Origin of the sequence: Streptomyces sp. NPDC046197 (genome assembly GCF_040646295.1) — a bacterium.
Classification (GTDB): domain Bacteria; phylum Actinomycetota; class Actinomycetes; order Streptomycetales; family Streptomycetaceae; genus Streptomyces.
Window position 1 is genome coordinate 152,715 of sequence record NZ_JBEYZY010000018.1, and the last position, 10,732, is coordinate 163,446.

The 10,732-nt window shown below is 72.0% G+C and carries 11 protein-coding genes and 2 pseudogenes; 5 read left to right on the forward strand and 8 right to left on the reverse strand.

Annotated features, from left to right (window positions below):
* Window positions 1-5: 5 nt before the first annotated feature.
* Window positions 6-119: pseudogene (locus AB0A61_RS24990) on the reverse strand (carbohydrate ABC transporter permease); the annotation flags it as partial.
* On the opposite strand from AB0A61_RS24990, the pseudogene AB0A61_RS24995 reads away from it, so the two are divergent.
* Window positions 117-478: pseudogene (locus tag AB0A61_RS24995) on the forward strand (NPCBM/NEW2 domain-containing protein); the annotation flags it as partial. The pseudogenes AB0A61_RS24990 and AB0A61_RS24995 sit on opposite strands and share 3 nt — an antisense overlap.
* Window positions 479-643: 165 nt before the next feature.
* Here the strand turns inward: AB0A61_RS24995 and AB0A61_RS25000 are convergent.
* A complete protein-coding gene (locus AB0A61_RS25000; protein ID WP_361296210.1) occupies window positions 644-1,597 on the reverse strand; it encodes an ROK family protein in 954 nt (317 codons plus the stop codon).
* Between the two features lie 159 nt (window positions 1,598-1,756).
* Here AB0A61_RS25000 and AB0A61_RS25005 point away from each other — a divergent pair, with 159 nt between their 5' ends.
* Window positions 1,757-2,863 (forward strand): LacI family DNA-binding transcriptional regulator, encoded by a 1,107-nt coding sequence (locus tag AB0A61_RS25005; RefSeq protein ID WP_361296213.1) that lies wholly within the window; start codon window positions 1,757-1,759, stop codon window positions 2,861-2,863.
* A gap of 7 nt (window positions 2,864-2,870) precedes the next feature.
* Window positions 2,871-3,650, forward strand: coding sequence for a hypothetical protein (locus tag AB0A61_RS25010; RefSeq protein WP_361296216.1), 780 nt, complete (start codon window positions 2,871-2,873; stop codon window positions 3,648-3,650).
* 177 nt (window positions 3,651-3,827) lie between these two features.
* Here the strand turns inward: AB0A61_RS25010 and AB0A61_RS25015 are convergent, their stop codons facing one another.
* The 5 genes from AB0A61_RS25015 to AB0A61_RS25035 all read right to left on the reverse strand — a co-directional run bounded on the left by AB0A61_RS25015 (window position 3,828) and on the right by AB0A61_RS25035 (window position 8,639).
* The gene (locus AB0A61_RS25015) at window positions 3,828-5,132 is read right to left on the reverse strand and encodes an aldolase/citrate lyase family protein (RefSeq protein ID WP_361296219.1); all 1,305 of its coding nucleotides are present in this window, start codon (window positions 5,130-5,132) and stop codon (window positions 3,828-3,830) included.
* A gap of 228 nt (window positions 5,133-5,360) precedes the next feature.
* Complete coding sequence (locus AB0A61_RS25020) at window positions 5,361-6,323, reverse strand: electron transfer flavoprotein subunit alpha/FixB family protein (RefSeq protein WP_361296222.1); 963 nt, start codon at window positions 6,321-6,323, stop codon at window positions 5,361-5,363.
* A gap of 79 nt (window positions 6,324-6,402) precedes the next feature.
* A complete protein-coding gene (locus tag AB0A61_RS25025) occupies window positions 6,403-7,188 on the reverse strand; it encodes an electron transfer flavoprotein subunit beta/FixA family protein (protein WP_361296225.1) in 786 nt (261 codons plus the stop codon).
* A 262-nt stretch (window positions 7,189-7,450) separates the two neighbouring features.
* The gene (locus tag AB0A61_RS25030; protein ID WP_361296228.1) at window positions 7,451-7,960 is read right to left on the reverse strand and encodes a flavin reductase family protein; all 510 of its coding nucleotides are present in this window, start codon (window positions 7,958-7,960) and stop codon (window positions 7,451-7,453) included.
* Between the two features lie 289 nt (window positions 7,961-8,249).
* Window positions 8,250-8,639, reverse strand: a complete 390-nt coding sequence (locus tag AB0A61_RS25035; RefSeq protein WP_361296231.1) for a thioredoxin family protein — start codon at window positions 8,637-8,639, stop codon at window positions 8,250-8,252.
* Window positions 8,640-8,713: 74 nt separating this feature from the next.
* On the opposite strand from AB0A61_RS25035, the gene AB0A61_RS25040 reads away from it, so the two are divergent.
* Together AB0A61_RS25040 and AB0A61_RS25045 are read left to right on the forward strand one after the other, a co-directional pair.
* Window positions 8,714-8,836 carry a hypothetical protein gene (locus AB0A61_RS25040; protein ID WP_361296234.1) on the forward strand — a complete coding sequence of 41 codons (123 nt, stop codon included), beginning with the start codon at window positions 8,714-8,716 and terminating at the stop codon, window positions 8,834-8,836.
* Between the two features lie 230 nt (window positions 8,837-9,066).
* On the forward strand, window positions 9,067-9,789 hold the full coding sequence (locus AB0A61_RS25045) for a lysophospholipid acyltransferase family protein (RefSeq protein WP_361296237.1): 723 nt from the start codon (window positions 9,067-9,069) through the stop codon (window positions 9,787-9,789).
* A gap of 169 nt (window positions 9,790-9,958) precedes the next feature.
* Here the strand turns inward: AB0A61_RS25045 and AB0A61_RS25050 are convergent, their stop codons facing one another.
* Window positions 9,959-10,660: a phenylalanine--tRNA ligase beta subunit-related protein gene (locus AB0A61_RS25050; protein WP_361296240.1), complete on the reverse strand. Its 702-nt coding sequence runs from the start codon at window positions 10,658-10,660 to the stop codon at window positions 9,959-9,961.
* Window positions 10,661-10,732: the final 72 nt, after the last annotated feature.

Sequence of the window (10,732 nt, forward strand, 5' to 3'; positions counted from 1 at the left end):
CGCTGCAGCAGCACCTGTTGCGGGAGCAGGTTGCCCGCGGTGAAGAACATCAGCAGCACGATGCCGCCGCGCAGCTTCAGTCGCGACACCGCGAAGGCCACGAAGGCCGCCAGGGGGAGGCCGGGAGGCCGGCCACGCCGACCACCACGGTCACGGATCTGGACCGCACGCCTGCCATCCGTGTCTCGGTGGCGCTGACCGGCCCGGAAGGCCGGACGGTGCGCCCGCAGTCGCCGACCCGTACACCTGTCGTGCCGACGGACCGGACCCTGCACACCGCATGGACGGTCACCGCGCCGCCCGGTGCTTCGAGGTCCGGGCGGACGGCACCAAGGTCTTCTCGGCCGGCACCCTCACCACCACCCTGCCCGCCCAGCCGGTCACTGCCGACGTGACCGTCGCCCACGTGGTCCGGCTGGTCGTGACCGACGGCGGCAACGGCATCGACTCGGACCGGGCGGACGCGCGACTGGGCTGCGGAGCGAGCCGTCGATTCCCGGCCGCGCCCCGAAGGGGTCGCCGTGCGCCGGGTCGTTCGCGAGCAGGCCCGTCATCGAACCCCGAGTCGTGCCCGGGGCGGCCCCGCACCGGCCCGATGGAGAGCACCGTTCCGGCGGGGGGACCGGTCCGGCGGGGGACAACGTCAGACCCCGGCCGCCGCCGCGTTCGTCCGTCCGGCGAGCGCGGCCGCGGCCGCGCCCACCAGACCCGCATCCGTGCCCATCTGGGCGGGAGTGACCTTCAGGCGCTGCACGAAGGACAGCGTGGCGTAGGAGCTCAGCGCCTTGCGCAGCGGGGTGAACAGCACGTCCCCGGCCTTGCCCACTCCCCCGCCGATCACCGCGACGTCGATCTCGACCAGTGTGGCGGTGGCAGCGATGCCGGCGGCCAGCGCCTGAGCGGCACGTTCGAAGGAGGCCAGAGCCACCGCGTCCCCGGCGCGGGCGGCGGCGGCCACCGCGGCCGCGGAGGTGTCACCGTCCGCGCCCGGCCGCCAGCCGTTGTCCAGCGCGCGGCGGGCGATGTTCGGGCCGCTCGCGAGGCGTTCCACACAGCCGCGCGAGCCGCAGGGGCACAGGTCACCGTCGAGATCGACACTGATGTGACCGATGTGGCCGGCGTTGCCGGTCGGACCGGGGTGCAGTTGGCCATTGAGGACCAGTCCGCCGCCCACACCGGTGGAGACGACCATGCACAGGGCGTTGTCGTGGCCGCGGGCCGCGCCCTGCCAGTGCTCTGCCGCCGTGATGGCCACGCCGTCGCCGATCAGCTCGACGGGCAGCCCGCCCGACGCGGCCCGGGCCCGCGCGACGAGCGGGTATCCGCGCCAGCCGGGTACGTTCACGGGGCTCACCGTCCCGGCCGAGGCGTCCACGGGGCCGGCGCTGCCGATGCCCAGGGCCGAGGCCCGTCCCCACAGCGGCGACGCGCCGAGGTCGCCGAGCACCTCCTCGACGGCCCGCATCACGGTGTCGCCGTGCTCCCGCGCGGGCGTCGCGCGCTGCGCGCGCACCAGGATGCTGCCGTGGCCGTCCACCAGCGCTCCGGCGATCTTGGTGCCGCCGATGTCGAGCGCGGCCACGAGGTCGGTGTCCATCAGAGTCAGATCTCCCCGTCAACCATCGGAAAACCAAAGAGGTGGGCGCAGGCCGGTCTGGCGGTGGGGACGCAGGCCGGAAATGCGGTGGACAGTCTCTCGCGGTTATGACAACGTTGTCCAGGCTCTATGCTCGACGCCACATCCTCATACAAACCCATGGACCGACGCATCCCCGTGGACGACAGGACAGGACACCGCATCGTGCCCGAGACCGCCCGCCGAGCAGACCGCCCCGCAGACCGCCTCGCCGGGGCTCGCTACGGCACCCGTCCCACCATGAAGGACGTGGCGGCGCGCGCGGGCGTGGGACTGAAGACCGTTTCCCGGGTGGTCAACGGCGAGCCGGGAGTCACCCCGGACACGGAACGGCGCGTGCAGGAGGCCATCGAGGCGCTCGGCTTCCGGCGCAACGACAGCGCCCGCGTACTGCGCAAGGGCCGTACGGCGAGCATCGGCCTGGTCCTCGAGGACCTCGCGGACCCGTTCTACGGGCCGCTCAGCCGGGCGGTCGAGGAAGTGGCCCGGGCCCACGGCGCCCTGCTCATCAACGGCTCCAGCGCCGAGGACCCGGACCGCGAGCAGGAACTGGCGCTGGCCCTGTGCGCACGGCGGGTGGACGGGCTGGTGGTGATCCCGGCCGGTGACGACCACCGGTACCTGGAGCCGGAGATCAAGGCGGGGGTGGCCACGGTGTTCGTGGACCGCCCGGCCGGGAAGATCGACGCCGACGTCGTCCTGTCGGACAACTACGGCGGTGCCCGTGACGGCGTGGCCCACCTCATCGACCACGGTCACCGCCGGATCGGGTTCATCGGCGACATGCCGCGCATCCACACGGCCGCCGAGCGTCTGCGCGGCTACCGGGCCGCGATGGAGGACGCGGGGATACCGGTGGCCGAGTCGTGGATGTCGCTGGGCGTCACCGACCCCGAGCGGGTACGCCGGGCCGCCGAGGACATGCTGTCCGGGCCCGATCCGGTCACCGCGATCTTCGCGGGCAACAACCGTGTGACGGTCACAGTGATCCGCGTCCTGGCGGAACAGACCCGTCGGGTCGCCCTGGTGGGCTTCGACGACATCGAACTCGCCGATCTGCTGCAGCCCGGCGTCACCGTGGTCGCGCAGGACGCGGCAGCGCTCGGCCGTACCGCCGCCGATCGCCTCTTCCGCCAGCTGGACGGCTCGCTCGTCACCCCGGAGCGCATCGAGCTGCCGACCCGGCTGATCACCCGCGGCTCGGGCGAGCTGCCGCCGAAGGACTGAGCGGCCCGTGGCGGGCCGGGCGAGCGGGCGTGCCGGGCAGGGCGGGACGGACCGCACCCTGCGGGCGCTGGGGCTGGCCGAGGCGCCGCGCGATCATCCGCTGCTGTATCCGGGTGCCTGGCCGGAGGAGTCCGGACTCCTCGACGGCGACCGGCTGTTGCCCCTCGACGGCTTCCCGTACACCGACCGGACCCCCGTCCTCGCCATCGGCTCCAACGCCTGCCCCGGTCAGCTGCGGCACAAGATGGCGGAGGCCGGGATCAACTCGCCCCTGCCCATGGTCAAGGCGCGGGTCACCGGCGTCGACGTGGGCGTGTCGGCCCATGTGAGCCGCATGGGGTACGTCTCCGCGTCGCCGTTCAGGGCGCCGGGAACGGTGCGGGAGTTGTTCGTCATCTGGCTCGACGAGCGGCAGCTCGCCGTCATCGACGCGAGCGAGGGCGTACCGGTGCCCACGGGCAACTACCACCGGGCCTGGCTGCCCGCGCCCGACGTGCGGATCGAACCGGACGGCAGCGAACGGCTTCGGGGCGCGTACGTCTACGTCAACCGGCACGGGGTCCTGCGTGACGGCAGCGACACGCCACGGCGGCACCCTGGTGAACGGGCGCTGCTCACCGAACTGCTGGTGGAGTCGTCCCGGCTGCGGGAGCTGTTCGGTGACACCCCCGAGCAGTTCTGCGCGCGGGCGCGTTCGGACCTGCGGCTGTGCGCGCGGGGCACGCGGCTGTTCGTGGACGAGGGGCGGGTGACGACGTCCGGGCTGGAGGGCTACGCAGGGGCGTGACCGCGGCGAGCGGGCCCGCGGCCCGCCCGGCGGCCCACCCGCGCCAGGCGTGCGGCCCGGCCGTGCGGCGCGCCCCGCGGTCGGCACTCCGTCCCGCCCACCTGGCGGAAGGTCAGGCCTACTTGGTGGAGGGTCCGGCCTTCCTGGCGGAAGGTCCGCCCTACTTGACGGAGGGGCCTACTTGGCGGAGGCCGTGAGATCGCCGCGGCGCGGCGCCGCCAAGCCCTCCAGGTCGGCCCGGGTCAGGCCGGTGAGCCGTGCGACCTCTGCGGTGTCGAGGGCGCCGCAGTCCAGGCCGCGCAGCAGGTAGCCGCTGAGGGCCTTGGCGGTGGCGGGCTCGTCCATCACGTCGCCGCCGGTCCGGTTGACGTAGCGGGCGAGACGGGCCGCGGCCGCCTCGAGGCCCTCGCGGTAGAAGGCGAACACGGCCGCGTACCGGGTGGGGAGGTGGCCGGGGTGCATGTCCCAGCCCTGGTAGTAGGCGCGGGCCAGGGCTCGGCGGGTCAGGCCGTAGTGGAGCCGCCAGGCGGAGTGCACCTGCTCGGTCGGGCCGACCGGCAGGACGTTGGTGGAGCCGTCGCAGACGCGGACGCCGGTGCCCGCGGCGGCGACCTGCATGACCGCCTTGGCGTGGTCGGCGGCCGGGTGGTCGCTCGCCTGGTAGGCGGCGGAGACGCCCAGGCAGGCGCTGTAGTCGAACGTGCCGTAGTGCAGTCCGGTGGCGCGGCCCTCCGCGGCCCGGATCATGCGGGCGACGGTGGCCGTGCCGTCGGCGGCGAGGATGGCCTGACTGGTCTCGATCTGGATCTCGAAGCCGAGGTGTCCGGGCCGCAGACCGTGGGCCTTCTCGAAGGCCTCCAGGAGCCGCACCATCGCGGTGACCTGCTCGGTGCAGGTCACCTTGGGCAGCGTCAGGACCAGTCCGTCGGGCAGGCCGCCGGCCTGCATCAGGCCGGTGAGGAAGATGTCGAGGGTGCGGATGCCCCGGTCACGGACCGGCGCCTCCATGCACTTCATGCGGATGCCCATGTACGGGGCGGCGCTGCCGCCCGCGTATGCCTCGGCGATCAGCCGGGCCGCGCGCGCGGCCGTCCGGTCCTCCTCGGCGTCGGGGCGGGGACCGTAGCCGTCCTCGAAGTCGACGCGGAGGTCCTCCACGGGTTCCCGCTGCAGCTTGGCGCGGACCCGCTCGTAGACGGGTCCGGCGAGTTCGTCGCTCAGGCCGAGGACGGCGGCGAAGGAGGCGGCGTCGCAGGCGTGTTCGTCGAGGGTGGCGAGGGCCTGGTCTCCCCAGGAGCGGATCGTGTCGGCGGTGAAGGCGTCGCCGGGGACGTAGACCGTGTGGACGGGCTGGCGGGTGCCGGGATCGCCGGGGTAGTTGCGCTCCAGTTCGGCGTCGACCGGCGCGAGGCGGGCGCTGATCTCCTCGCTGACGGCGCCCGCGAGGCTCGTCGCCACCTGCTCCTGCCGGCCCTGGCCCATCCCGCACCCTCCAATTTTCCGCTTTACGGAATCAACAATCCGTTGAATGACGGTATCCGGGGACCTTCCGGCGGGTCAACAGCGGTTTCGAGGGAGTCCGAGCGCGGGGCCGGGCGGGCCCTGCCCGGCCGCCGTCCCCACAGCTGGACGCCCCGGCCCGAAATGAGCCGAGGCCCCCATGACCGACGTGGTCACGGGGGCCTCGTAAGCCCCGGGGGAACGGGATCCTCAGCCCTTGCGGGCCTTGATCTCCTCGGTCAGCTGCGGGACCACGTCGAACAGGTCGCCGACCACGCCGTAGTCGACCAGGTCGAAGATCGGGGCCTCCGAGTCCTTGTTGACGGCCACGATCGTCTTCGAGGTCTGCATACCGGCCCGGTGCTGGATCGCGCCGGAGATGCCGTTGGCGATGTACAGCTGCGGCGAGACCGACTTACCGGTCTGGCCGACCTGGTTGGTGTGCGGGTACCAGCCGGCGTCCACGGCGGCGCGCGAGGCACCGACGGCCGCGCCGAGGGAGTCGGCGAGCGCCTCGATGATCGCGAAGTTCTCCGCACCGTTGACACCACGGCCACCGGAGACCACGATCGCGGCCTCGGTCAGCTCGGGACGGCCCGTCGACTCGCGCGGCGTACGGGCGGTGACCTTCGTGCCGGTGGCCTGCTGGGAGAAGGAGACCGACAGGGCCTCGACCGCACCGGCGGCCGGAGCGGCCTCGACCGCGGCCGAATTCGGCTTGACGGTGATGACCGGGGTGCCCTTGGAGACACGGGACTTGGTGGTGAAGGACGCGGCGAACACCGACTGCGTGGCCACCGGGCCCTCGTCGCCGGCCTCCAGGTCGACGGCGTCGGTGATGATGCCCGAGCCGATGCGCAGCGCCAGACGGGCGGCGATCTCCTTGCCCTCCGCGGAGGAAGGAACGAGGACGGCGGCCGGGGAGACCTGCTCGTGCGCGGCCTGCAGGGCGTCCACCTTGGGCACGACGAGGTAGTCGGCGTACTCGGCGGCGTCGTGGGTGAGGACCTTCACCGCGCCGTGCTCGGCGAGCGTGGCGGCGGTGTCGGCGGCGCCGTTGCCCAGCGCGACGGCGACCGGCTCGCCGATGCGGCGGGCCAGGGTCAGCAGCTCCAGGGTGGGCTTGCGGACGGCACCGTCCACGTGGTCGACGTAGACGAGAACTTCTGCCATGGGAATGGTTCTCCTAGCGGAATTGCGAAGTCTTCAGGGGCGGTTGGGGGTGATGAGCCTCGAAGCGGGCCGGTGCCCCTCAGATGAACTTCTGGCTCGCGAGGAACTCAGCGAGCTGCTTGCCGCCCTCGCCCTCGTCCTTGACGATCGTGCCCGCGGTGCGGGCGGGACGCTCGGCCGCGGCGTCGACCGCGGTCCAGGCGCCGTCGAGACCGACCTCGTCGGCGTCGATCTCCAGGTCGGACAGGTCCCAGGACTCCACCGGCTTCTTCTTGGCCGCCATGATGCCCTTGAAGGACGGGTAACGGGCCTCACCCGACTGGTCGGTCACCGACACGACCGCCGGCAGGGACGCCTCCAGCTGCTCGGAGGCGGCGTCACCGTCGCGGCGGCCCTTCACCGTGCCGTCCTCGACCGAGACCTCCGACAGCAGGGTCACCTGCGGCACGCCCAGGCGCTCGGCCAGCAGCGCCGGTACGACGCCCATGGTGCCGTCGGTGGAGGCCATGCCGGAGATCACCAGGTCGTAGCCGGCCTTCTCGATCGCCTTGGCCAGCACCAGGGAGGTGCCGATGGCGTCGGTGCCGTGCAGGTCGTCGTCCTCGACGTGGATCGCCTTGTCGGCGCCCATCGACAGGGCCTTGCGCAGCGCGTCCTTGGCGTCCTCCGGGCCCACCGTCAGCACGGTGACCTCGGCGTCGTCGGCGTTCTCCGCGATCTGCAGGGCCTGCTCGACGGCGTACTCGTCCAGCTCGGAGAGCAGACCGTCCACGTCGTCGCGGTCGACGGTCAGGTCATCGGCGAAGTGCCGGTCGCCAGTGGCGTCGGGCACGTACTTCACAGTGACAACGATCCTCAAGCTCACGCCGGCTCTCCTACTGCATCGTCATTTCAGGACTGCCTTCTTGCAGGCAGCATAGGCGCCTCAAGCGGCCGATCCCGGTCGGGGCGACCCCGCGCTCCGAACGAAATATTACTCGTCAGTACACCCAGTTCATTCCCGCTAAGCAAGCGCTTTGAACTGTGACCTTCGCAACGCAGCGTAACCGGAACTCGACGGCTTCGCAGGAGAGAAGCTGGGCCGAGCGGCCGAGCGGCCGAGCGGATGGAACGGTGGCGAAGGGTGGTCAGTCGCGCAGACCGTTGAAACGGCCCTGGTGGTACAGCAGGGGCCGTCCGTCGCCGGTGGGATCGCCGAGGACGACCTCGGCCAGCACGATCCGATGATCACCCACGGGAATACGCGCGACGACCCGGCACACCAGCCAGGCGAGGACGCCGCCGAGCACGGGCACGCCCTCGGGCCCCTCGCGCCAGGCGGTCGGCGCGCCGAAGCGATCCGCTCCGGAGCGGGCGAAGGTGGCGGCCAGCTCCTGCTGGTGCTCGCCGAGTATGTGGACGCCGATGTGGTCGCTGCCCGAGATGGCCGCCCAGCTGGAGGCGCCGGCGCCGACACCGAAGGAGAGCATCGGGGGCTCCGCGGAGACGGAGGTGAGGGAGGTGGCGGTGAAACCGACCGGCCCCGAGTCGCCGCGGGCGGTGATCACCGCGACACCCGCGGCGTGCCGCCGGAAGACGGAGCGCAACAGGTCGGGAGAGGCGGGCCGGGCGGTGCCGAGATCGGGCGCGGCCGTCATGGAGCTGTCCTTCTGCTGGTGGGAGCGAGCGGAAGCGGGGCCGTTCACCGGCCCGGACAGCGCGTGCCCAGGAGGCGGGCGAGGGGTCCCGTTCGACGGCGTCCACGCCCGAGCCCGAGGAGGAGATCAGAAGGCATACGGTCAGGCTGACGATAGCTGGCGGGCACAGTCAAGTGCGTCCCGTCATATGGGAGATGCCTCACCGTCACGGATACGTGCGCCCACGGCGGTACGGACGCGCATGCCGCAATTCGGGGCAGGCGCGGCGAAACCATGGGCGGCACGGGCGTCAAACCGCCTCCCCCAGCGCCGCGATGACGTCCGCCTTGCGCGGCCGGCCGGTGGCTCGCCGCACGATGCGGCCGTCCGCGTCGAGGACCAGCACGGTCGGGGTCTTGAGGACGGCGAGCTCGCGCACGAGGTCCAGATGCGCCTCGGCGTCGATTTCGAGGTGTGCCACCCCGGGGACCATGCCGGCCACCTCGCCCAGGACCCGGCGCGTGGCCCGGCAGGGGGCGCAGAAGGCGCTGGAGAACTGCACGAGCGTGGCGCGCTCACCGAGCTTCCCGCCCAACTCGGCGGCCCCGAGCCGCCTGCCCTCGTCCCGCCCGTGCACCCGCACTCTCCCGTTCCGCCGCCGATGCAGCACTCCGTGGGCGCTCGCCGCGAGCGCCGCCACACACCTTCAGCGTTCACGAGACTGCAGAGATTCCCGGCTCCGCCATGAAGTGTCTCCTGCAGAATGCTTGATTCATGGACCCGGTCCGGCTCGGTCCCGCGGCGACCGCCGCCGCGCTCGGCGCCGCCTTCCTCAATGCCGCCTTCCTCAACACCGCCTTCCTCAACACCGCCTTCTTCAAAGCCGCCTTCGGATAGTGCCTGTGGTGAGAGTCGTATCTGCTGGTACGGCGGGTGAGGGTGCGTGCGGACTGAGGCGACGGGGTGAATCACGGGCCGACGTGACGAGGATCTCGCCGCGTACGGGCACGTGGGCTGGCTCCCCGGCCGTTCTTGGGGCACGATCTGCGAGATGCCGTAAACCTACGGCTGCGTAACTTTCGCCAGGAGCCCTTCCCCTGGCACAGAGAGAAGGGACCGCCCCGTCCATGGCAGAGCTTGTGTACCGTCCCGTCATCGGTCTCGCCAAGACGATGTTCAAGGCATGGGACCTGAAGATCGATTGCAAGGGATCGGAGAACATCCCGCGCTCGGGCGGTGCCGTGCTGGTGAGCAACCACATCAGCTATCTGGACTTCGTCTTCAACGGACTGGCGGCGCTTCCGCAGAAGCGTCTGGTGCGCTTCATGGCGAAGGAGTCCGTCTTCCGGCACAGGATCTCCGGGCCGCTGATGCGCGGCATGAAGCACATCCCGGTGGACCGCGCGCAGGGCGAGGCGGCCTACGCGCACGCGCTGGACTCGCTGAAGTCCGGCGAGGTCGTCGGGGTCTTCCCGGAGGCCACGATCTCCCAGTCGTTCACCTTGAAGAGCTTCAAGTCGGGCGCCGCACGGCTGGCCCAGGAGGCGGGCGTCCCGCTCGTCCCGATGGCGGTCTGGGGTACGCAGCGACTGTGGACCAAGGGCCATCCGCGCAACTTCAAGCGCAGCCACATCCCCATCACGATCCGGGTGGGCGAGCCGATGGAGGCCCCCCGCGACCAGTACGCGGGCGCCATCACCCGCCGTCTGCGCGAGCGCGTCCAGGAATTGCTGGAGGCCGCCCAGCGCGCCTACCCCGTCCGCCCCAAGGGCCAGGACGACACCTGGTGGATGCCCGCCCACCTGGGCGGCACGGCTCCGACGCCGGAGCAGCTGCGCGTGGCGCACTGACGTCCGAGCCACGGCTCGACGGGGAGGAGGCGCCGCGACGAGGACGACCTGTGGATCCACTGTGGATCCGCAGCTCGCGACGCGCTGAATTCCCTTGCCGCAGAGCGGCGTCCACACCCCGCAACGGTGATGGATTCGCCTCCACGTCCGGCTTCGGGGGGCGCGGCGCTCAGCCGGCGGACTGCGGCGCGTGCACGGTGATCCGCGCGCCCGGACTGAACTTGGCCAGCAGCTCGGCCAGTTCGGCAGCCGCCCCCTCGACCTCGGCGACCGGCATCGGGGCCAGGCTCTCCAGCAGGAAGATGCCTGAGGTGGTCCGCTCGGTGAGACGGGTGCGCGGGCCCTGGCGCCAGTTCCAGCGGCGGCAGGTGACGCCCGCGTCGTCGCGCCACACCACCTCGCCGGCGTCGGGATGTTCGACGACCTCCTCGCCGCCGGCGACGGTCACGAAGTCCTCGTCGCCACTCGCGCGCAGCAGACGCATGTCCCCTTGGATGCGGTCGAGGTCCTCGCCGCCGACGGGGATCAGATGGGCGACGCTGATCGCGTTGTAGAGGTCGACCAGCATGTTGATGCGTGGCAGCCCGGCGTCCGACAGGGCGCGCCTGGCCAGCGCCTCGGCCGAGTTGCGGGTGCGGGACGGCTTGGAGCCGAACTCCGTGTAGACCTCGCGCCAGGCCGCCATGTGCGGGTCCTCGTGCGGGGCGCGCCCGTCCAGGCGCGCCGCGAGGCGGCGGGCCGCGTCGTCGAGAAGGGCGCTACCGGCCTCCGTGCTGGGACCGTTGACCAGGCCGTGCGCCTCGACGGCCAGGTGCGTGAAGCCGGGCGCGAGCGCGCGCACCTCGTCGGACACGGTGAGCGTGAGAGTCATCGGCCTCGCCTCGGAGTCGGAGGGCCGTGCTGAGCGTTGTCAGGGGCGCGCCCGGTCGGGCGCGCCCCTGAC

Coding starts and splice junctions, on each gene's coding strand:
- AB0A61_RS25000 (WP_361296210.1), bottom strand. CDS start 1,597: ATGGACACCGACCTCGTGGCCGCGCTCGACATCGGCGGCACCAAGATC.
- AB0A61_RS25005 (WP_361296213.1), top strand. CDS start 1,757: ATGGACCGACGCATCCCCGTGGACGACAGGACAGGACACCGCATCGTG.
- AB0A61_RS25015 (WP_361296219.1), bottom strand. CDS start 5,132: ATGGGCCAGGGCCGGCAGGAGCAGGTGGCGACGAGCCTCGCGGGCGCC.
- AB0A61_RS25020 (WP_361296222.1), bottom strand. CDS start 6,323: ATGGCAGAAGTTCTCGTCTACGTCGACCACGTGGACGGTGCCGTCCGC.
- AB0A61_RS25040 (WP_361296234.1), top strand. CDS start 8,714: ATGGACCCGGTCCGGCTCGGTCCCGCGGCGACCGCCGCCGCGCTCGGC.
- AB0A61_RS25045 (WP_361296237.1), top strand. CDS start 9,067: ATGGCAGAGCTTGTGTACCGTCCCGTCATCGGTCTCGCCAAGACGATG.
- AB0A61_RS25030 (WP_361296228.1), bottom strand. CDS start 7,960: ATGACGGCCGCGCCCGATCTCGGCACCGCCCGGCCCGCCTCTCCCGAC.
- AB0A61_RS25050 (WP_361296240.1), bottom strand. CDS start 10,660: ATGACTCTCACGCTCACCGTGTCCGACGAGGTGCGCGCGCTCGCGCCC.